Origin of the sequence: Streptomyces pristinaespiralis (assembly GCF_001278075.1) — a bacterium.
Classification (GTDB): domain Bacteria; phylum Actinomycetota; class Actinomycetes; order Streptomycetales; family Streptomycetaceae; genus Streptomyces; species Streptomyces pristinaespiralis.
The window spans coordinates 4,172,148-4,192,597 of sequence record NZ_CP011340.1 but is presented as its reverse complement, the minus strand read 5'-3'; the positions used below and the strand labels follow the sequence as shown (position 1 = coordinate 4,192,597).

Sequence of the window (20,450 nt, the reverse complement as noted above, 5' to 3'; positions counted from 1 at the left end):
GCGGACGCCCCAGGATCCGCAGTGATGCTGACGACCGGGGCCCCGGCGCCCGCTTACCTTCATTACGTGACCCAGAAGACCCGCAGCCCCGAATACGACCTGGCGCAAGGAGCACTCAGCGGCCTCCGCCAGGACCTCTTCCACGACGCGTTCGCCTACCGGCCCCTGCCGCCGCTGAACGCCGAAGGGCCACTGGTCCGGCGGCTGCCGGGGGAGCGGATACGCCGGGGCGCGGTGTGGCTGCCGCACACCGTGGTGCTGTTCCTCGCCCTGTGCACACTCCTGCTCTCCTACGCCGACGACGAGGGCGGTCTCGCCTTCGTCATCGGCGGGTTCGTCCCCGCCGGGGCGGTCGCGATGACCTTGGTCAGGCCCGTGGGCGCCTGGTGGGTGTCGCTCATCAGCACACCGTTCGTGGCGGTGCTGGGCTCCTGGAACGACTGGCCCTGGGCGCCCGCCGGGTTCCTGTCCCACCTGACCGTGCTGGTCGTCGTGGCCCTGCGGACCCGTCCCCGGACGGCCGGCTGGATGTGGGTGATCACCGCGGCGTACGGGATGTTCGCCGACACGGTGATCAGCCGCGGCTACGGCCCCGGCGCGGCGCCCATGCTGGTCACCTCCGCCGTCCTGCTGCTGATGGTGAGCATGATCCTGGTCCGCCGTGAGGCGAAGGAGGAGGTCGCAGCCCAGCAGACGGTCACCGCCACCGAGCGCGACCGGCGCACCCTGCTGGAGGAGCGCACCACCATCGCCCGCGAGCTGCACGACGTGGTCGCCCACCACATGTCGGTCGTCGCCATCCAGGCGGAGGCCGCCCCCTACCGGGTGGAGAACCCGCCGGAGGAACTGGAGAAGGCGTTCGCCACGATCCGCGAGAACGCGGTGGCCGCGCTCACCGAACTGCGCCGCATCCTCGGCGTCGTACGGGCGGAGGACTACCAGGCCCCCGACGCGCCCCAGCCCGTCCTCGCCGACCTCGACAACCTGCTGTCCAACGTCCGCGAGGCGGGCCTGGAGACCGAGAAGACGGTCACCGGAGCGGTGCGCGAGCTGCCGCAGGGCGTCGAGCTGTCGGCGTACCGGATCATCCAGGAGGCGCTCAGCAACGCGCTCCGGCACGCACCCGGCTCGACCGCGAAGATCGAGGTCTCCTACGTGCTCGGCGGTCTGGGCCTGCGGGTCGTCAACACGCCGCCGCGGGGTCTGGTCAATCCCGCCCGTCGCCCGACCACCGCCCCTCAAGGAGGGCTTCGCCCGCCCCGATCGATCGGAGCGGGTCACGGCATCACCGGGATGCGGGAGCGTGTGACGATGCTGAGCGGCGAGATGACCGCGGCGCCCACCGAAGAGGGCGGGTACGAGGTCACCGCCTTCATCCCCGTCGCCGCCACCCCCGCCGAGGAGACGTCATGACGATCCGTGTGCTCATCGTCGACGACCAGATCATGGTCCGCGAGGGCTTCTCGGTCCTGCTGAACGCCATGCCCGACATCGAGGTCGTCGGCGAGGCCGTCAACGGCCGCGAAGCCGTCTCCAAGGTCGCCGAACTGGCGCCCGACGTGGTGCTGATGGACATCCGCATGCCGGAGCTGAACGGCATCGACGCCACCCGCGAGATCGTCGCTGCGGACGGCGGCGCCAAGGTGCTGGTGCTCACCACCTTCGACCTGGACGAGTACGTGTACCAGGCGCTGCGCGCGGGAGCCTCCGGGTTCCTGCTGAAGGACGCCTCCGCCCGGCAGCTCGCCGACGGCGTGCGCGTGGTGGCCGCCGGGGAGGCGCTGCTCGCCCCGACCGTCACCCGCCGGCTGATCACCGAGTTCTCCAAGCTGTCCGAGACGCCGCGCCCCGCCGCGATGACCCAGGTCGCCGACCTGACCGAGCGCGAGACCGAGGTCCTGGTCCTGATCGCACAGGGTCTGTCGAACGCCGAGATCGCCTCGCACCTGGTCGTCGCCGAGTCGACCATCAAGACGCACGTGAGCAGGGTCCTCGTGAAGCTGGGGCTGCGGGACCGTACCCAGGCGGCGGTCTTCGCGTACGAGGCGAGGCTGGTCACACCCTCGTAGGGGGCGTTAGCGTCCGGGCATGGACGCGCTCTTCGAACCCTGGTCCCCCCAGTTCGTGGCCGACCCCTATCCCGCCTTCGCGGAACTGCGGGAGCGGGGCCGGGTGCACTGGTTCGAGCCGACCCGGCAGTGGCTCGTACCGCACCACGCGGACGTGTCGGCGCTGCTGCGGGACCGGCGGCTGGGGCGGACGTACCTGCACCGCTTCACCCACGAGGAGTTCGGCCGTACCCCGCCGCCCGCCGCCCACGAACCGTTCCACAGGCTCAACGACCACGGTCTGCTGGACCTCGAGGCACCGGACCACACCAGGATCCGGCGTCTCGTGACGAAGGCGTTCACGCCGCGGACCGTTCAGGCGCTGGAACCGGTCGTACAGCGGCTGGCGGCCGGTCTGGTCGCCGACTTCCGGAAGGCGGGCGGCGGCGATCTGCTCGCCGAGGTCGCGGAGCCGCTGCCGGTGGCCGTGATCGCCGAGATGCTGGGCATCCCGGAGTCCGACCGGCCACTGCTGCGGCCCTGGTCGGCGGACATCTGCGGCATGTACGAGCTGAACCCGTCACAGGAGACGGCGGCGCGGGCGGTGCGTGCCTCGACCGAATTCAGCGCCTACCTACGGGAGCTGATCGCCGTGCGGCGTGAGCGGCCGGGCGACGACCTGGTCTCCGCGCTCATCGCCGCCCACGACGAGGGCGACCGGCTCAGCGAGCAGGAGATGATCTCCACCTGTGTGCTGCTGCTGAACGCGGGCCACGAGGCGACCGTCAACACGACGGCCAACGGGTGGTGGACGCTCTTCCGCCATCCGGGCCAGTTGGCGGCCCTGCGGGCGGACCACTCGCTGTTGTCCACAGCTGTGGAAGAACTGATGCGTTACGACACCCCGCTCCAGCTCTTCGAACGCTGGGTGCTGGACGACATCGAGATCGGCGGGGTCGTGGTGCCGCGCGGCTCTGAACTGGCGCTCCTGTTCGGCTCCGCGAACCACGACGGCACCCGCTTCGACCGCCCCGACACGCTGGACCTGGCACGCGCGGACAACCCGCATGTGAGCTTCGGCGCCGGCATCCACTACTGCCTGGGCGCGCCGCTCGCACGCATCGAACTGGCGGCGTCGTTCGGTGAGTTGCTCCGCCGGTGCCCGGACATGCGGCTCGCGGCCGAGCCGCGGTTCAAGGGCGGGTTCGTGATCAGGGGACTGGAGGAACTGCTGGTCGAGCTGTGACCCGCCGCGCCTCGCGCGGAGCCCTCGAGCGCCGGGCGGGCCGATCCCGCCGCGCGAAATCAGCCCGCCGGGGGCGCCTCCCCCGGCGGCCGGCCGCGAGGCGCGGGAGTGCGGAGGGGGTCCCCCACGCCGCCGGGCGCAGGGTGAGGCGCCCCCGGAACACCGGGCGGAGCGCGGTGCCGGGTCCGGGCGGAGCCCGGTTCGGGAACGGGCGGGGAGGGGGTGACGCGGCGGCGACCGCGTCCCCGGCGCGCTACTTCGTCTCCAGGTCCCGCCTGCGGAAGCCTTCGAGCCCCACCCACACCAGCCCAGCCGCGACCAGCGTCAGGACCGCCATCGGGGTCCAGCTCATCTGCGCGGCGGGCAGTTGGGGAACGTGCCCGAACGGGGAGACGTCGCTCATCCAGCCGGGGAACCGGAGCAGCTGCCCCAGGTAGCCGACCACGAAGGCGTACACCGGCACGATCCAGGCCGCCGCGCTCGCCCGCGGGAACCAGCCGAAGAGCACGACGGCGACGCCGACCGTGACCCACAGCGCCGGCGCGTAGGCGAGCGCCGCGGCCACCAGGTCGAGGAACAGCCCCGCGTCGGAGGCGGACGCCGCGCCCGCGATCCCGAAGCCGGCACCGGCCAGGAGCAGCAGCACCGTGCCGCCCGCCATGGCCACGGCGAGATGGCTGCCCACCCAGCGGGTGCGGGACAGCCCGGTAGCGAGCAGCGGCTCCGCGCGGCCCGCGGTCTCCTCGGCGCGCGGCCGCAGCGCCGCCATCACCACGTACACGGCCCCGACGACGGAGATCACGACCATGACCATCGAGGCGAACGACTCCGCCACCGAGGCGCCGCCGATCTCCTTGAGCGCCTCCTGGATCTGGTCGATGTTCTTGAGCATGTCCTCCGCGTCGCCGAGGATCGACCCGTACATCGCGCCCATGAGGAACAGGCCCGCGCCGAATCCGGCCAGCATGCCGCGGTGCAGCCGCAAGGCGAAGCCGAACGGCCGGCCCAGCGCGTCCGACGCCACCGCGCTGCCGAGCCGCGACGCGCGCAGGCCCGCGCCCACGTCCCGCCGGGTGGACAGCGCGAAACCGGCGGCGGCGCACAGCACGGCGAGCACCAGGCACAGCAGCAGCGGCCACCAGCGGTTGTCGACGTACACGTACGTGCGCTGCGCCCAGCCGATCGGCGACAGCCAGGCGAGCGCCCCGTCGCCGCCCACGTCGCCCGCCGCGCGCAGTACGTACGCGACGCCGACGACGGCGAGCGCCATGCCGGACGCGCCCCGCGTGTGCGCGGTGATCTGCGCCGTGACGGCGGCGACGGCGGCGAAGGTGATGCCCACGGCGGCGTGCGCGGAGCCGTAGAGCAGCGAGCCGCCGGTGTCGATGCCCTCGATGCCCATGCCGCCGAGGGTCAGCGTGAGCAGCAGGGCGAGGACGACGTTGGCGAGGACCGCGAGGGCCAGCGCCGCGGCCAGGTGGGCGTGCCGCCCGACGACGGTGGAGCGCACCAGCTCCGCGCGGCCCGTCTCCTCCTCGTTGCGGGTGTGCCGGGTGACGATCAGGACGCTCATCAGGCCGACCATCACGGCCATGAAGCCGAGCATCTGGTGACCGAGCATCGCGCCGAAGTTGTAGTCGTCCAGGTAGTGGCGCGGTCCGGTCATCGCGAGCCCGGCGGGGCCGTCCATGGTCGTCACGACCGAGGCGCGGTCCGCCGGATCGGCGTACAGCGTCTTGAAGTTGCTCGCCGTCGACACGGTGCCGACGACCAGCGCGAGGATCCACACGGACAGCCGGACGCGGTCCCTGCGCAGATCGAAGCGGAGCAGGGCGAGCGTGCCGGCGAGCGCGTTGCCGCCGTTCGCGGTGCGGGGCGCGGTGGGCGCCTTCGTGGCGGTGGCGGTGCTCATCGTGCCGCTCCGTCGTCGGCGAGGCGGGTCGTGTCGCCGGCGGCGGCGCCGTGTCCGTTGGCGCCCAGCTCGTCGCCGTAGTGGCGCAGCATCAACTCCTCGAGCGTCGGGGGGTGGCTGACGAGGCTGCGGACACCGAACTCGGAGAGCCGGCGGATCGCGCCGTCCAGCTGGTTGCCGTCGACGGCGAACCGCACCCGCCCGCTGTCGGTCTCCAGGTCGTGCACGCCCGGCAGTTCGGCCAGGCCGGTGACGGGGCGGGCGGTTTCCGCCTCGACCGTCGTACGCGTCAGGTGCCGCATCTCGCTCAGCGTCCCGGACTGCACGATCCGCCCCTGCCGGATGATGCTGACCCGGTCGGCCAGCTTCTCGACCTGGGCCAGGATGTGGCTGGAGAGCAGCACGGTCCTGCCCGCGGCCTTCGCCTCGGAGATGACGTCCTGGAAGACGACCTCCATCAGGGGGTCGAGGCCGGCGGTCGGCTCGTCGAGCAGCAGCAGGTCGGCGTCGGACGCGAGCGCGGCGACGATGGCGACCTTCTGCCGGTTGCCCTTGGAGTAGGCCCGGCCCTTCTTGGTCGGGTCCAGGTCGAACCGCTCGACGAGTTCGTCGCGGCGCCGCTTGTCGATGCCGCCGCGCAGCCGGGAGAGCAGGTCGATGGCCTCGCCGCCGGTGAGCCCCGGCCACAGCTCGACGTCACCGGGGACGTAGGCGAGGCGCCGGTGCAGTTCCACGGCGTCGTGCCAGGGGTCCTTGCCGAGCATCTGGGCCGCGCCCGAGTCGGCGCGCAGCAGCCCGAGCAGAACCCGGATCGTGGTCGACTTCCCCGCTCCGTTGGGCCCGAGGAAGCCGTGTACCTCACCGGTTTCGACGGCGAGGTCGAGGCCGTCCAGCGCACGTGTCCGTCCGAACGACTTGTGGAGTCCGGAGACGGTGATTGCCTTCGTCATGTTTCAGAACGTACGCTGATTTCACAAAGTTGTGAAGTTAAGGAAGCGTATAAACTCGGCTCAGGACCGTGACAAGGGGAGATGATCCGGTGGTGACCGAACAGACCGCGGCAGCGCAGCAACCGCGGGACGCGGACGCGGTGTCCGCCTTCGTGGAGCGCTTCGCCGCGCAGATGGTCGAAGCGGGCATGACCCGGATGCCGGCCCGCGTCTTCGCCGCCCTGCTCTCCTCCGACTCGGGCGTGATGACCTCGGCCGAGCTCGGGAAGCAGCTCCAGGTCAGCCCCGCCGCCGTCTCCGGCGCGATCCGCTACCTCGCGCAGGTCAACATGATCTCCCGCGAGCGGGAACCGGGCTCCCGTCGCGACCGCTACCGCGTGCACAGCAACCAGTGGTACGAGGCACTCACCAACCGCGACCAGATCCTCAAGCGCTGGGAGCACACCCTGCGGGAGGGCGTGGTGAGCCTCGGCCCGGAGACGGGGGCGGGCCGCCGGATCTCCGAGACGCTGGAGTTCTTCCAGTTCCTGGAGAAGGAGCTAGCCCTCCTCATGGAACGCTGGCGCGAACACCGCGACCGGCTCTACGGCGCGGCCTGACCCGGCGCGGGCGGGGCCTTCCCCGCCCGCCGGGCCCTGGCGGGTCAGCCCGCCGGGCCCTGCCGGCGTAGGGCCGCGTGTCGCCGTGCCTCGCCGGGGCGCCCTGTGCGGGGCGGCCCGCCCGGGTCAGCCCGTCGGGGCCGTCACCGGGAGTGTCAGGCCCCATGCCCCCGCCCGTACCGTCCAGGTGCGGGTTCGGACCGGGCCGGTGACGTGCGCGTCGGCGCGGTAGCGGAAGTCCGGGCCGGAGACCGTCACCGAGAGGGCGCTCGCGCGCAGCGGCTCGGCGGTAGCGCCGTGGCGTACGACGACCTCCGCGCGGCCGCCCGGGCCGGCGCGGACGGTGACGTCCTCGACCGGGCGGTCCAGGTCGCAGAGCAGGATCCCGTCCGCCTCCACGCGCAGCCGGTGGGTGCGGACAGGGGCGGCCGAGGGGGCGGGGCGCACCAGGGTGCGTACGAGGGAGCGGGCCGTCGTCCACATCGAGGCTCCCGCCGCGTGTGCCGCAGGGCGGGCCGCCGGGATCGCCAGATCGCCCAGGACCACCCCGTCGCTCTCGTCCACCAGCAGGTCCAGCCGCCTCGGCGTCCCCTCCAGGACGGCCCTGGCCGCCGCGACCGCCCCGGCGGGGACGCCGAGGGAGTGCGCGAGCCGTACGGAGGCGCCCACGGGGACGAGCGCCAGCACGCCGTCGCCGAGCGAGCGGTCGCGGTGCAGGAGGGCCACAGCCCGCAGCAGTGCCCGGTCGTCACCGACCACCACCGGCCTGCGCGAACCCCTCCGGGCGAGTGCCCGGGCAAATTCCTCCGGGCCCTGGGGAAGACAGATTTTCGCCTCCGACCCGCCGCACAGCACATCTTTCGCGATGCGCACGGACTCGCCGTCCATTCGGCGGGCGACCGGGTCGATGACCACCAGCAGCTGGTCGGGATCCGACACCTCGGTCCTTCCTCGGGTAGCATCTTTGTGCAAGAGCCCCTTGCGCTATTGCGCCAGGGGCTTCGTCTATTCCGGGGCAACCTGTCCCAGGACTCAGGCACGGCTCCGGCCCCCTGACCTTGGTCTTGCCCCGCCCGGAAGGGGTGTACGCCTGTGCCCGCACTTGTGCTGCTCGGTGCTCAGTGGGGTGACGAGGGCAAGGGAAAGGCCACCGACCTGCTCGGTGGGTCCGTGGATTATGTGGTGCGCTACCAGGGCGGCAACAACGCCGGCCACACGGTTGTCGTCGGCGACCAGAAGTATGCGCTGCATCTCCTCCCTTCCGGAATCCTCTCGCCGGGATGTACTCCGGTCATCGGTAACGGTGTCGTCGTGGATCCGGCGGTTCTGCTCTCCGAGCTGAGCGGGCTGAACGACCGCGGCGTCGACACGTCCAAGCTCATGATCAGCGGAAACGCCCATCTGATCACCCCGTACAACGTCACCGTCGACAAGGTGACCGAGCGGTTCCTGGGCAAGCGCAAGATCGGCACCACGGGCCGCGGCATCGGCCCGACGTACGCCGACAAGATCAACCGCGTCGGCATCCGCGTCCAGGACCTCTACGACGAGTCGATCCTGATGCAGAAGGTCGAGGCGGCCCTCGACACCAAGAACCAGCTGCTGACGAAGGTCTTCAACCGCCGCGCGATCGAGGCGGAGAAGATCGTCGAGGAGATGCTCCAGTACGCGGAGCAGATCCGGCCGTACGTCGCCGACACCACGCTGATCCTGAACAACGCCATCGACGAGGGCAAGGTCGTCCTCTTCGAGGGCGGCCAGGGCACCCTGCTGGACGTCGACCACGGCACGTACCCCTTCGTCACCTCCTCGAACCCGACCGCGGGCGGCGCCTGCACCGGCGCCGGCGTGGGTCCGACGAAGATCAGCCGCGTCATCGGCATCCTGAAGGCGTACACGACCCGTGTCGGCGCGGGCCCGTTCCCGACGGAGCTGTTCGACGAGGACGGCGAGGCGCTGCGCCGCATCGGCGGCGAGCGGGGCGTCACCACCGGCCGTGACCGCCGCTGCGGCTGGTTCGACGCGGTCATCGCGCGCTACGCGACCCGGGTCAACGGCCTGACCGATTTCTTCCTCACCAAGCTGGACGTCCTCACCGGCTGGGAGCAGATCCCGGTCTGCGTGGCGTACGAGATCGACGGCAAGCGCGTCGAGGAGCTCCCGTACAGCCAGACCGACTTCCACCACGCGAAGCCGGTGTACGAGATGCTGCCGGGCTGGTCCGAGGACATCACCAAGGCGAAGACCTTCGCCGACCTGCCGAAGAACGCGCAGGCGTACGTGAAGGCGCTGGAGGACATGTCCGGCGCCCCGATCTCCGCGATCGGCGTCGGCCCCGGCCGGACCGAGACGATCGAGATCAACTCGTTCCTGTAGGTCGTCCGCGGGACACTGGAAACCCCCGAGGGGCAGATCCGCGGCGAGGGCCGAGCGCTTTCGCCGCGGATCCGCGTCCGGGGGTTCTTTTGTGTCCGGCGCCGCCGTGCGGACCGGGGCCCGCCCCGCCCGCCGCCGGCCCGGCCCCCTGGGCGATGCCCCCGCCGTCCGGTGTCGTCCGTGTCCCTTATGCTCCCGCCATGAACGACGGGGGGCCCGCGAGACGGGTGGTCGACGGCCGGTTCGAGCTGGAGGGGCGGCTCGGCGGCGGCGGTATGGGGACGGTCTGGCGGGCACGGGACATCGTGCTGGACCGGGCCGTGGCGCTGAAAGAAGTACGGCCGCCCGATCCGGGGCTGGCCGAGTACGACCCGGAGGCTGCCCGCTTGCTGCGGGCACGGGTGCTGCGGGAGGCGCGCGCGCTCGCCAGGGTCGAGCATCCGGGCGTCGTGACGATCCACCACGTCGTCGACGGCGGCGAGGACACCTACCCGTGGCTCGTCATGGAACTGGTCGCCGGCGGGTCGCTCGCCGACCGGCTGGCGCGGGGGCCGATGACGCCCGTCGAGGCCGCCAGGATGGGGCGGGAGGTGCTGGCGGCGCTGCGGGCCGCGCACGACGCCGGCATCCAGCACCGGGACGTGAAGCCCGCGAACGTACTGCTGCGGCCCGACGGCAGGCCCGTGCTCACCGACTTCGGCATCGCGGCGATCAGGGAGTCGACCGTCCTGACGGCGACCGGCTCCATCATCGGCACGCCCGACTACATGGCCCCCGAGCGGATCTCGGGGGACGAAGGCGGGCCGGGCGCGGACCTGTGGTCGCTGGCGATGATGCTGTACGTCGCGGTCGAGGGACACCACCCGCTGCGGCGCGGTACCACGCTCGCCACGCTGGCGGCCGTCCTCAACGACGAGTTGCCGCCGCCGCGTCAGGCCGGTCCGCTGGCCGGGCTGCTGGCCGCCGTGCTGGTCAAGGACCCGGCCGCCCGTCCCGGCCCCGAGGCGGTGGACCGGATGCTGGCCGAGGTGGTGGAGGGCCGCGCCGCGTCGCCGCCGGCGACGACCTCGTACCGGCTCGCGCCGCCCGCCGCCGCGACCCCCGAGGACGCCGTACCGGCCCAGGCGTCGGCTCCCGAGGACGCGGTACCGGCGCCGACGAACGCGGGCAAGGTCCCGTCCGCCGCGGCCTGGGCGCCGCAGGGGGCGGTGACCCGGCCGGTGCCGGCCGGGCGTGCCGCGGGCCGCCGGCTCGCGATCGGCGCGTCCGTCGTCGCGACCGTGCTGACAGGCGTCCTGGTGTGGACGCTGCTGCCCGACGGCGGAAAGGGCGGCGAGGCGGGGGCGAAGCCGTCGGGGCCGGCCGTCACCGGGGAGAGGACCCCCACGCCCACCCCGCCGAGTCCCACGCCGTCGAAGAGCGCCGAGCAGGTCGACCTGCTGACTCCTGACGGCATCCGCACGGCGATCGCGGACATCGAGGCGAAGACGGGTACGGACAGGGCCGGTGGCCTGACCGTGTACCCGGAGCACGTGTCGGTCGAAGTGATGGTCGACGGCGACGACAAGCGGTACGACAGCTGGACCTACCGCGTCGGTGAGGGCGCGCGGAAGGGCATCATCAGCGGCACCCTGCCGAGCGGCCACCGTCCGTTCCGCCTGGACGACTTCGACTAAGACATGATCCCCGCCCTGCTGGAGCGGGCGCACAAGGACCTGAACGTGATGGATCCGACCTCGCGCTACCTGGTGGCCCGGGTGCCGAGCGACACCTTCGACACCCCGCTGGGCGTGGGCCTCTACCTCTCCGACGAGTACGGCGCCGGCGGCTATCTCGACGCCGATCCCAGCGGCAAGGTGACCGGACTGATGCCCGCAGAGGACTGACCGGCTCACTCCTCCCCGCAGATCCGCAGCCCCTTCGGCGTCGCGCACGGCAGGTGCCCGTGCGTGGTGATCACGTCCTGCCCGCCGCCGCGGCTCATGTAGGTGAGGAAGCTGGAGACGAGCGAGTCGGCGGGCGGCCGGCCGTAGGTGTAGGCGTACTCGATCTCGCGGTACGGGTAGCCCGTCTCGCCGATGTCGTCGACGGACGGCGCGTCGCCGTCGATGGTCAGGCGGTGCAGGCCCTTCAGGCCGCTGCCGGAGCGCAGTTCGCTGTAGCCGATCGCACCCGGCAGATCGGCGACCGTCGCCAGCACCTGTTCGGTGCTGCTGAGTTCGCAGCGGACGACGGGAGCCTCCGCGTCGTCCTTGTGCGTGCAGTCGCGCGAGGAGTTCACGGGCTCGTTGCGGTGCAGGACCCGGCGCTGGAAGACCTCCCGGGTACCGGAGTTGGCGTCCCGGCTGACGAGGAGGACCGGCAGGTCGGGACCGCCGAGCTGCGACCAGTCGGTGATCTCGCCCCGGTAGAGCTTGCGGACGGCGTCGAGGGAGAGGTTCTTCAGCGTGACGCGGTCGTTGACGACGAGCGAGAAGACGGAGACGGCGACCCGGGTCTCACGGAGCTGCGGATAGCCGCCCGGCTTGGGGCCGTCGGCGAGTGCGATCACCGCCGGTGAACCGTCCTGCGACGCGGCGCCCGCTTCCGCGAGTGCCCTGATGCCGGCGTTGCTGCCGTGCGCGTCGACGGTGACGGTGGCGCCCTCGCAGTCCTTCTCGTACTTCTTCGCCAGCTCCCGCACCACCGGCGCGAAGGCCGTCGAGCCGGTGACGGTGAGCTCCCCGCGTGCGCAGCCGATCGGCGGACGGGAGTCGTCCCGCGCGACGATGATCGTGGCGAGCGCCACGACGCAGACGGTCAGCAGCACGGTGATCACCCGGGCAGCGCGGCTGAACAGCGGAGGGGTGTCGTCGGGAGTGGTGCTGCGGTTGGGGGCCACGTCGCCGTCCCGCAGGCCGCCGGTCACCCGGATCGCGCTGCCGACCGGGCCGCCGGTGAGCAGCACCAGCAGCTTGAAGTGCTGGCCCTGGTTCAGGGGGACGCGCGGCAGGTGAATCGTTCCGCCGGTGTGCCGCATGCCGGCGGCCGCCGTGAAGTGGTCCATCAGGTGCTCGGCGCCCGGCGGCTGGGTGACCGCTATGGCGCGTACGGTGCGATCGGTGAACTCCGCGGTGAGGCCGTGGATCTCCCGGCCGGTGTAGTCGTTGTCCGCGATGCTCTGCGAGCCGTCGTTCTCGATGCGCAGCAGGACGAGCGTGGCATCGGACATCTCCGGGGCCTCGTTGAACAGCCCGAGCCGGAAGTTGGGCCGGCCGGCGCGGACGTCGCTGCCGATCGGGGTGTCCATCTGCACCCGGTACCCGATACGTCGGCGCCGCGGCACCCGCCGCTCGTACCAGAGCACGCCGCCGGAGGCGAGGATGCCCAGCACGGCGGTGAGCACGGCCACGACGTTCTCGGCATTGAGCCACTCCACGGGTGCCCCCTCGCTCCTCGCGTCCCACGGTGGAGCGGCCACCGTACGGAGGGAGCGCGGGGCGGGGGAGCGGCTTGTGCGACCGGACGCCCAAAGTTGGTCCGGCGTTCAACCGCCCTGGCGGCTCACCTGCGGACGTACTCCGCCGGTTCGCCGTCGGCGCTCATCCCGTACATGAGGAGGCGCTCCTTGCCCTCGAAGCGGTCGACGCGCAGGTTCTGCGCGGAGCCCGACGGGGAGCACTCGGGATCGGAACCCGGCTCCAGCTGCGGCGGGCCGAGGACGACCAGGTCGCCGACGCCGCCGAGCACGGCGGTGCTCTCGCAGTGCACCAGGTCGCCGGTCTCCTCGCCGGTCTCCTCGTCGGTGCGCGGGTAGTTCTCGCTGAACCGTGCGAGCGGGGCGCCGACCGGCCCCTGGGTGACCGTCAGCTCGAAGGAACGGGACTCCTCGTGGTCCGGCGGGGCGTCGAGCACGTCGAACTGCTGCCGCCAGTGGCCGACGAAGGCGGACGGCACGGCCTTGGGCCCCTTCTGCGACCGGTGGAACGTGGCGCTGACGTCGCCCGACGTCCACTCCAGCACCTCGGGCGACCGTACGGTCAGGGTCTGGTGTGCCGCGGGGGTGCAGCGCTTCTCGGGCACGCTCGTGGTGACGTCGCTCTCGCCGAACACGATCCGGTCGGCGTCCGCGGAGACGAGCGTGGAGCGGCCCATGCACAGCCGCTCGCCGGTGACGTGCACGTACACGCCGGTCTTCTCGCCGGCCCGGCCCTGGGTGATCTCGATCCGCCCGGTCTCGTACGGCGCGTCGGCACTGCCCCGCAGGACGCCCTCCCAGGCGCCGAGGAAGTCGTCCGGAACGATGCCGTCGGGGCCGCCGGCCGACGCGGCAGGGCTGCCGGATCCGTCCGTGCCGCCCGCCCCGTCGTCCGTGCCGCCGCGGTCCTTGAAGTGCAGGGCCGTGAAGGTGCCGGCGACGGCGAGAACGGTGACCGCGGCCGCGGCGACCAGTGGGGCACGCCGGCGCCTGCGCGGCGCGGCCGGCACGGTGACCGGCGTCGGCGGTGTCGGGTCACCGTCCGCGTCGAGCAGCCGGGCCGCGTGCCGCCCCAGTCCGGCCAGCAGGCCGGCCGGCAGCCACGGCTCGTCGGGAAGGGACACGCCCGCCAGCTCGGCCGCCGTCGGCCGGGCGGCCGGATCCTTGTTCAGGCAGCCCCGCACGAGAGGTTCCAGCTCGGGCGCGAGCCCGGCGAGATCCGGCTCCTCGTGGGCGATGCGGAACAGCACGGCGTGCACCCCGCTGTCCGCGGACCCGAACGGCGGGCGCCCGGTGGCCGCGTAGGCCAGCACGGCACCCAGGCAGAACACGTCCGAAGCGGGTGTGAGCCGCTCGCCCCGTACCTGTTCCGGCGACATGAAACCGGGTGATCCGACGACCGCGCCGGTCGTCGTCAGCCCTCCGTCGGTGACGGTGTCCACGGCGCGTGCGATGCCGAAGTCGATGATGCGGGGGCCGTCGACGGTGAGCAGGACGTTGGAGGGCTTCAGGTCCCGGTGCAGCAGCCCGGCGGCGTGGATGTGCCCGAGCGCGTCGGCAAGCCCCGCGGCCAGGGCGCGCACGGAGTGCGCCGGCAGCGGCCCGTACTGGTCGACGACGACGCTCCGCAGCGACGGCCCCGGCACATATCCGATGGCCACCCAGGGCGCCTGCGCGTCGGTGTCCGAGGCGATGACGGGGGTCGTCCCGGCCCCTCCGACCCGCTCCAGCGCCTCGACCTCACGGGCGAACCGGCGCCGGAACTCGTCCTGCGCGGCGAGCTCCGCCCGCACGAGTTTGACGGCCACGGTGCGGCCGCCCGCGGACCGGGCGAGATAGACGCGGCCCATTCCGCCGACTCCGAGCCGTCCGAGCAGCCGGAACGGGCCGATCTGGGTGGGGTCTTCGGGCAACAGGGCATCCACGCCCGGATCTTCGCACAACGTGGAGCACGCGGCCCGTGCAAGCAGCAAGTCACCGGCTTGGCGGAGGAGTTGGGTGACGGGTGGCGCCCGGCGTGTCCGGGACATGTCCCGGACAGCCCCGAGGCGGGACGACCCTGCCCGTCCGCTCCTACGGTCCATCGTCATGGACACCACACGGAGAACGATCCTGCGGGGCATGGCGGCGGCACCGGTGGCGGCCACCGCGGGCGGTCTGCTGCTGCCGCACGGCGCCCGGGCGGCACAAGCCGCCGCCGACCCGATGCCGCTCGACCTGCGCGTGCGCACCCGCGCCAAGGGAACCGGCACCAGCTACCCGGACGTGATCAAGAGACTCCTCCTCATGGCGGACAGCGAGCGGCCCGAGGAACGCCACGGACTGGCCAGGGCCTCGCTCGCCGGCATCCTGGCCGACGCGAACAGGAAGGGCCGGCCCGCGCGGCCGGACTGGCCGGGGGCGAGCCTGCCCAGGCTGCGCACCTCGTTCCAATGGCAGGGCGCCGACGAGGAGAACAGCATCTCCAACGACTTCAGGACCAAGTACTGGCGTCCGCAGGGCATCAGCAACCACTACACCGGTGCCGGCGGCACCACCCCTGACATCCTCATGGTCTCCTGGTACGCCCGCGCGGGTGAGAAGGACCAGGGGGCCCGGATCAGCATCGTGGATCTTTCTGACCCCGGCGCGCCGAGGTACCGGCACGTGCTGCTCGTCGAACCGTGGGTGCAAGGACGCCGTTTCACCTTCCGGCCCGCGACCCTGCACGCCGGAGGGATCGCCTGGTACGGCAACCGCCTCTACATCGCGGACACCGTGAAGGGCCTGCGCGTCTTCAACACCGACGAGATGCTCGAGGTCGCCACGGGCGGCCGGGCGGACAAGTGCGGTTACTGGAAGGGCAAGTACTACGCGCACCGCTACAAGTACGTCCTGCCGCAGAGCCGCGCCTACGACCACGTGGCGCCGAACCAAGTAGAGGTCCAGCAGCGCTACTCGCAGGTGGCGGTGGATGTCACGACCCGTCCGCACTCCCTCGTGGTGAGCGAGTTCATGCGCCCGCTCGAGACGTCGTCGCGCGCCGTCCGCTGGAACCTCGACCCGGGCACCGGCGCGTTGGTCCCCGTCCGGCCGGGCGGACTGGTCAGGTCCGTCGCCCGTGACCGTATCCGCCACGGCGGCCAGGTGCAGGGCGCCGTGAGCGTCCTCGGCACCTACTACCTGTCGGCGAGCGCCGGGCCCGATCGCTACGGGACCGTCCGGACCTGGCGCAAGCAGGCCGTCGGTGACCCCCCGGCCGCATTCGCCTGGCACCAGGCGGAAGGACCGGAGGACCTCAGCCATGACGCCCGGGCCGGTGTCCTGTGGTCGGTCAACGAGTACGAGGGCAACCGCTACGTGTACTCGATGACCCTGTAGGGGCGGCGGCTGAACGGTTGGGTGCCGCCGCACGTACTGAGTGCCGGGGGCCTCGGCGTCCGGGGCCCCGGCACTGGCGAAGCCGTTCAGTCACGACCTTGGGGCCGCGCATGACGCACGCACGACTAAGGGGCGTACGACGGAAGCTCCGGCGGGCCGTGCGGCTGGCCGCCGCGGTCGGGCTGCTCAGCGGCGGCCTGATGGTCTCCGGCGCCATGGCGGGCGAACCGCCTGCCGCCGGACCGCCGGCCGCCGCTGATCCACGGGCCGCCGACGACCCGGCGGCCGGGCTGGTGTCGCGGCTCGGCCCCGCCCGTACGGCCGGCAGCTGGACGGGACCCGACGGGAAGACGGTCGTCGCCGTCACCGATCAGGAGGCCGCGGAGGAGGTGCGGCGGGCCGGCGGGGAGGCCCGAGTGGTGCGCCACAGCATGGAGCGGCTCCGCTCGGCCACCGAGACCCTGCGCTCCGCGCCGCGGGTGCCCGGTACCGCATGGGCGGTCGACTACGCGGCCAACAGCATCACCGTCCGCGCGGACAGCACCGTCTCCGCCGGCGACTGGTCGCGCATGACCGGCCTCGCGGAGGAGATCGGCGGCTTCGTCCGCATGGAACGCACCACGGGGACCTTCACGACCAGGGTCAACGGCGGCACCGCGGTCTTCGGGGACCAGCGGCGGTGCACCGCGGGGTTCAACGTCACCAACGGGCAGGACATCTTCATTCTGACGGCGGGGCACTGCGGCCCGCAGGACTCCACCTGGTTCCGTGACCGGCAGGGCGACGAACTCGTCGGCACCACCACGGCCGCCAGCTTCCCCGGCGACGACTACTCCCTCGTGCGCTACGAGGACGTCGACGTCCTGGACCGCACCAACGTCGTGGACATCGGCGGCGGCCGGGGCGTGCAGATCGTCGGAGCCGGCGAACCGGCCGTCGGTCAGCGGGTGTTCCGCAGCGGCAGTACGACCGGGTTCCGCTCCGGGGAGGTGACAGCCGTGAACGCGACGGTGAACTACCCCGAGGGGACGGTGACCGGACTGATCGAGACCACGGTCTGCGCCGAGCCGGGGGACAGCGGCGGGCCGCTGTTCTCCGAGGGCCTGGCGCTCGGCGTCACCTCGGGCGGCGACGGGGACTGCACCACGGGCGGCACGACCTACTTCCAGCCGGTGACCACCGCCATGGAGAAGCTCGGCGTGGACCTGACGGGCGGCCCGCCCGCCCCCGGCGGGGCGGCCGACGAGTCGGAGGGCGGCGCCCCGCCCCCACCCCTGCCCGCGCCGCCGCGGTCCGGTGAGGGACTCGGGTCGCGGGCGGTCAGCTCGATCGTCGACTTCGGCAGCCCGGCCCTGGGCGCGGGTCTGATCGGCCTCAGCCTGACCGGACTGCTGGCCGCGCGGTGGCTCGTGTCGGCCCAGGAGCGCAGGGAGTACCGGGACTTCCACAGCGCGAGCTGGGGCTGACCCGGCGCGGGGAGGAGCGCGCGGTCCTTCCCGGCCACCGCGCTCCTCTCAGCCCGTCTTGGTGTAGGTGAGCGGCTCACCGGTCGAGCCCACGAGCTCACGGACGACGGTGACGTCGCCGGCCATGTTCAACCGGCTCCACTGGCCCGGGGCGCACGAGACGCGATCGCCGAACGTGACGACCGTGGGGTCGAGTTCCAGCGGCGGTCCCGGGGCGCGGAGGGTGGCCGACCAGCGGCAGTCGTAGTTGGGGCCCGTTCCGCTCAGGGTCATGACCTGTTCGCCCGTCGCGCCCTGGGTGATCGTCATGATCCGGGTGTTGGTGCCGTCCGCCGTCTCGAAGGAGGCCCGCCAGGTGCCGATGTACTCCTGCGGCACGTCACCCGCCGCCTGGGCGGTCGGGGGCGTGCCGGTCGGCGAGGGAGTGCCCGACGAGGCGGGGGGAGAGGTGGGGGCCGAGGACGTGACCGAGGGCTTCGGGTCCGCGGTCGTCCGCTTCCCCTTGTCCTTGGACATGAACGCGTACACCGAGCCGCCCGCGCCGAGTGCGACGACCAGCGCGACGGCGATCAGCGCGAGGGTCCCGCCCCGCGAGCCCCGCCGTCCCGCCTCGTCCCGGGCCGGGGCATGGGGTCCGGGCGGGTACGTGGCCTGGTGGTACGGCGCGGGGTGGTAGGGCTGCGGAGTCTGCGGATAGCCGTACGCGGGTCCGGGCGGCGTGTGCGGCGCGGCGGCCGGCATCGGCGCCGGGGCGGGAGGAGGTGTCGGTATCGCGCGAGGAGCCGCCGTCATCGTCGGCGGCTGGGCCGGCGCCTGCGGCTGCTCGGCGTCCAGCAACTGGACCGCGTGGCGGCCGAGCTGGGCGATCAGCGCACCCGGCAGCCACGGCTCGCCGTCCGCGTCGGCGGCCGTCCGGCGAAGGACCTCCTCCAGGGCCGGCCGTTCCTCGGCCTCCTTGTGCAGACAGTCGCGGACCAGGTCGAGCAGAGCCTCGGGGACGCCGGTCAGGTCCGGTTCCTCCTGCGCGATACGGAACATCTGCGCGTGGCCGCCGCTCGCGGCGGAGCCGAACGGGAGCCGTCCCGTCGCCGCGTAGGCGAGTACGGACCCCAGACAGAAGACGTCGCACGCAGGGGTGATCCGGTCGCCGCGCACCTGCTCGGGCGACATGAAACCGGGCGAGCCGACGAGTGCTCCGGTGCGGGTGAGGCCGCCGTCGGCGACCGTCTCCAGCGCGCGGGCGATGCCGAAGTCGATGACACGCGGCCCGTCGATGGTGAGCAGGATGTTCGACGGCTTGAGGTCGCGGTGGATCAGACCGGCCCGGTGGATGTCCGTCAGCGCGTGCGCCAGACCGGAGGCCAGCAGGCGGACGCTGCGCTCCGGCAGCGGTCCGTGCTCGCCGGAGACGACGGTGTGCAGCGCGGGCCCGGCGATGTAACCGGTGGCGACCCAGGGGACCGGGGCCTCCGTGTCCGCGTCGAGGACGGGCGCGGTCCACCTCCCGCCGACGCGCAGCGCGGCCCGGACCTCGAGCCGGAAGCGGTTACGGAACTCCTCCTGCTCCGCGAGCTCCTGCCGCACGAGCTTCACCGCGACGGTGCGTCCGCGGTCGGAGCGGGCGAGATAGACCTGGCCCATGCCGCCCGCGCCGAGCCGGGTCAGGATCCGGTACTCGCCGATGTGATGTGGATCCCCTGGTGCCAGCTGCTCCATCGCCGCGCGGCCCTTCCCCCGTACCGAAATGCTCGACGGACCGAGGATAGTGGGCCCGCCCGGGGCCACACAGGTCAGCGGTCCCTCGGGAACACCACCGGACCGGCCCGGGCCCCGGCCCGGCAGCACGCTCCCGCGCCGGGCTCCTGAACACCAGGTCCTCGAAGGCTGCCCGCACCGGGCCTCGAAGCGTCAGGCTTCCGGTCCGGACGGAGGGAGGGCCGCCCCGCCGGCCGTGTCCTCGGCGTCGATCGTGTCCATCGCCCGTGAAAGCTGCTCCAGAACCCGCACGGTCTTCGCGAACTCATCCTCCCCGAGGGCGCCCAGCAGCCGGTTCGCCAGCCGTGCGTGACCGGGATCGAGCTGCTTGACGGCCGCCCTGCCCTCCTCCGTCGCGTGCAGCAGCTTCGCGCGCCGGTGGGCCGGGTTGGGGCGGTACTCGGCCAGCCCCTGCTCGGCGAGCACGTCGGCGACGCGCTGCACGCTCTGGCGGGTGATGCCCATCGTGCGGGCGATCCCGGCCACGGACTGCGGCTCCCGCACCACGGCGCCGAGGACCTGCCAGCGCGCCGCCGTCAGCCCCGCCTCCCTGGCCAGGCGGTCGGAGACGGTGACGAACTGCCCGTTCAGCCGGAAGACGCCGAGGGCCGTGCGGGTCAGCAGTTCCTGGGGGTGGCGGTCCGGCCTCATCCGTTCAGGACCTCGTAGGCGGCCGGGTCGGAGTCGTGGAACAGCCGGTACCAGGCGTCCAGCTTCTCGCCCTCGTACACGCCGAGGCGGGCGAAGACCTCGCGGGCGAAGGCGACGGGCTCGGTCGGACCAGCGGTGATCAGGTCGCCGTCGGTGACGGCGTCCGCGTCGACGTAGTGGTCGCCGCCCTTGTAACCCGTGGCGGCCAGATAGAACGACACGGCGCTGGTGTGGGCGCGGTCGTCGAGCAGGCCCTCGCGCGCGAGACCGGCGGTCGCGCCGCAGATCGCCGCGACGGGGACGCCCGCGTCGAGGAACGCGCGGGCCTTGGCGGCGAAGGGGGAGAGGACGTCGCCGGTGTCCCACAGGGTCGCTCCGGTGAGGATCAGCAGCTCGCTGTCCGTCGGGTCGAGGTCCACGAGGGCCAGATCGGGCTGGACGCGGACGCCGCCCATGGTGGTGACGGGGTGCGTGGTGAGTCCGACCGTCTTCACGGTGAAGCCGTTCTGGGTGAGGTGGGCGGTGGTGTGCCCCGTCTCCCAGTCGGCGTAGGTGTCGTAAACGGCCAGATGAACGGTCCCGCGGGTCATGGTGCCCTCCTTGACGCGTGTCCTGCTCCGTCGCTTATGA

15 protein-coding genes and 1 pseudogene are annotated in these 20,450 nt (G+C 72.6%); 8 read left to right on the top strand and 8 right to left on the bottom strand.

The genetic code is table 11. The annotated features are described in order from the left end of the window. The first annotated feature begins 24 nt into the window (after window positions 1–24). From SPRI_RS17645 to SPRI_RS17635, 3 genes are read left to right on the top strand one after another with little or no spacing between them, the layout of a single operon-like run. On the top strand, window positions 25–1,413 hold the full coding sequence (locus SPRI_RS17645) for a sensor histidine kinase (protein WP_050791515.1): 1,389 nt from the start codon (window positions 25–27) through the stop codon (window positions 1,411–1,413). After that, window positions 1,410–2,069 carry a response regulator gene (locus tag SPRI_RS17640; protein ID WP_005314524.1) on the top strand — a complete coding sequence of 220 codons (660 nt, stop codon included), beginning with the start codon at window positions 1,410–1,412 and terminating at the stop codon, window positions 2,067–2,069. The genes SPRI_RS17645 and SPRI_RS17640 overlap by 4 nt, the downstream gene beginning before the upstream one ends. A 19-nt stretch (window positions 2,070–2,088) precedes the next feature. Next, window positions 2,089–3,294 carry a cytochrome P450 gene (locus tag SPRI_RS17635; protein WP_005314523.1) on the top strand — a complete coding sequence of 402 codons (1,206 nt, stop codon included), beginning with the start codon at window positions 2,089–2,091 and terminating at the stop codon, window positions 3,292–3,294. A gap of 253 nt (window positions 3,295–3,547) precedes the next feature. On the opposite strand, the gene SPRI_RS17630 is transcribed toward SPRI_RS17635, so the two are convergent. Beyond that, a complete protein-coding gene (locus SPRI_RS17630) occupies window positions 3,548–5,206 on the bottom strand; it encodes an ABC transporter permease (protein WP_005314522.1) in 1,659 nt (552 codons plus the stop codon). Continuing rightward, on the bottom strand, window positions 5,203–6,156 hold the full coding sequence (locus SPRI_RS17625; protein WP_005314521.1) for an ABC transporter ATP-binding protein: 954 nt from the start codon (window positions 6,154–6,156) through the stop codon (window positions 5,203–5,205). The genes SPRI_RS17630 and SPRI_RS17625 overlap by 4 nt, the downstream gene beginning before the upstream one ends. Window positions 6,157–6,245: 89 nt before the next feature. Between SPRI_RS17625 and SPRI_RS17620 the strand changes: the two genes are divergently transcribed. Then, complete coding sequence (locus SPRI_RS17620; RefSeq protein WP_005314520.1) at window positions 6,246–6,755, top strand: GbsR/MarR family transcriptional regulator; 510 nt, start codon at window positions 6,246–6,248, stop codon at window positions 6,753–6,755. A gap of 126 nt (window positions 6,756–6,881) precedes the next feature. Here the strand turns inward: SPRI_RS17620 and SPRI_RS17615 are convergent, their stop codons facing one another. After that, a complete protein-coding gene (locus SPRI_RS17615) occupies window positions 6,882–7,694 on the bottom strand; it encodes a hypothetical protein (protein WP_053557082.1) in 813 nt (270 codons plus the stop codon). Window positions 7,695–7,847: 153 nt separating this feature from the next. Here SPRI_RS17615 and SPRI_RS17610 point away from each other — a divergent pair, with 153 nt between their 5' ends. Further along, window positions 7,848–9,131, top strand: coding sequence for an adenylosuccinate synthase (locus tag SPRI_RS17610; protein WP_005314519.1), 1,284 nt, complete (start codon window positions 7,848–7,850; stop codon window positions 9,129–9,131). Between the two features lie 200 nt (window positions 9,132–9,331). Then, window positions 9,332–11,017: pseudogene (locus SPRI_RS17605) on the top strand (protein kinase domain-containing protein). A gap of 5 nt (window positions 11,018–11,022) precedes the next feature. Here SPRI_RS17605 and SPRI_RS17600 read toward each other — a convergent pair. Together SPRI_RS17600 and SPRI_RS17595 are read right to left on the bottom strand one after the other, a co-directional pair. After that, entirely contained in the window at window positions 11,023–12,549 is a 1,527-nt protein-coding gene (locus SPRI_RS17600) for a substrate-binding domain-containing protein (RefSeq protein WP_037774120.1), read from the bottom strand. A gap of 125 nt (window positions 12,550–12,674) precedes the next feature. Beyond that, complete coding sequence (locus SPRI_RS17595) at window positions 12,675–14,513, bottom strand: serine/threonine-protein kinase (RefSeq protein ID WP_078951262.1); 1,839 nt, start codon at window positions 14,511–14,513, stop codon at window positions 12,675–12,677. Between the two features lie 163 nt (window positions 14,514–14,676). Between SPRI_RS17595 and SPRI_RS17590 the strand changes: the two genes are divergently transcribed. Next, window positions 14,677–15,948 (top strand): LVIVD repeat-containing protein, encoded by a 1,272-nt coding sequence (locus tag SPRI_RS17590; protein ID WP_159039480.1) that lies wholly within the window; start codon window positions 14,677–14,679, stop codon window positions 15,946–15,948. A 110-nt stretch (window positions 15,949–16,058) separates the two neighbouring features. Further along, the gene (locus tag SPRI_RS17585; RefSeq protein WP_053557080.1) at window positions 16,059–17,414 is read left to right on the top strand and encodes a S1 family peptidase; all 1,356 of its coding nucleotides are present in this window, start codon (window positions 16,059–16,061) and stop codon (window positions 17,412–17,414) included. 48 nt (window positions 17,415–17,462) lie between these two features. Here SPRI_RS17585 and SPRI_RS17580 read toward each other — a convergent pair whose 3' ends face one another. The 3 genes from SPRI_RS17580 to SPRI_RS17570 all read right to left on the bottom strand — a co-directional run bounded on the left by SPRI_RS17580 (window position 17,463) and on the right by SPRI_RS17570 (window position 20,410). Then, the gene (locus tag SPRI_RS17580; RefSeq protein ID WP_005314507.1) at window positions 17,463–19,130 is read right to left on the bottom strand and encodes a protein kinase domain-containing protein; all 1,668 of its coding nucleotides are present in this window, start codon (window positions 19,128–19,130) and stop codon (window positions 17,463–17,465) included. 192 nt (window positions 19,131–19,322) lie between these two features. Continuing rightward, window positions 19,323–19,820 carry a MarR family winged helix-turn-helix transcriptional regulator gene (locus SPRI_RS17575; RefSeq protein WP_005314504.1) on the bottom strand — a complete coding sequence of 166 codons (498 nt, stop codon included), beginning with the start codon at window positions 19,818–19,820 and terminating at the stop codon, window positions 19,323–19,325. Beyond that, window positions 19,817–20,410, bottom strand: a complete 594-nt coding sequence (locus SPRI_RS17570; RefSeq protein ID WP_005314502.1) for a DJ-1/PfpI family protein — start codon at window positions 20,408–20,410, stop codon at window positions 19,817–19,819. The genes SPRI_RS17575 and SPRI_RS17570 overlap by 4 nt, the downstream gene beginning before the upstream one ends. Window positions 20,411–20,450: the final 40 nt, after the last annotated feature.

Bases quoted from the DNA above. Each gene is read 5' to 3' on its own strand.
- SPRI_RS17645 (WP_050791515.1), top strand. From the start codon at position 25: ATGCTGACGACCGGGGCCCCGGCGCCCGCTTACCTTCATTACGTGACC.
- SPRI_RS17640 (WP_005314524.1), top strand. From the start codon at position 1,410: ATGACGATCCGTGTGCTCATCGTCGACGACCAGATCATGGTCCGCGAG.
- SPRI_RS17635 (WP_005314523.1), top strand. From the start codon at position 2,089: ATGGACGCGCTCTTCGAACCCTGGTCCCCCCAGTTCGTGGCCGACCCC.
- SPRI_RS17630 (WP_005314522.1), bottom strand. From the start codon at position 5,206: ATGAGCACCGCCACCGCCACGAAGGCGCCCACCGCGCCCCGCACCGCG.
- SPRI_RS17625 (WP_005314521.1), bottom strand. From the start codon at position 6,156: ATGACGAAGGCAATCACCGTCTCCGGACTCCACAAGTCGTTCGGACGG.
- SPRI_RS17590 (WP_159039480.1), top strand. From the start codon at position 14,677: ATGGACACCACACGGAGAACGATCCTGCGGGGCATGGCGGCGGCACCG.
- SPRI_RS17585 (WP_053557080.1), top strand. From the start codon at position 16,059: ATGACGCACGCACGACTAAGGGGCGTACGACGGAAGCTCCGGCGGGCC.
- SPRI_RS17580 (WP_005314507.1), bottom strand. From the start codon at position 19,130: ATGGAGCAGCTGGCACCAGGGGATCCACATCACATCGGCGAGTACCGG.
- SPRI_RS17575 (WP_005314504.1), bottom strand. From the start codon at position 19,820: ATGAGGCCGGACCGCCACCCCCAGGAACTGCTGACCCGCACGGCCCTC.
- SPRI_RS17570 (WP_005314502.1), bottom strand. From the start codon at position 20,410: ATGACCCGCGGGACCGTTCATCTGGCCGTTTACGACACCTACGCCGAC.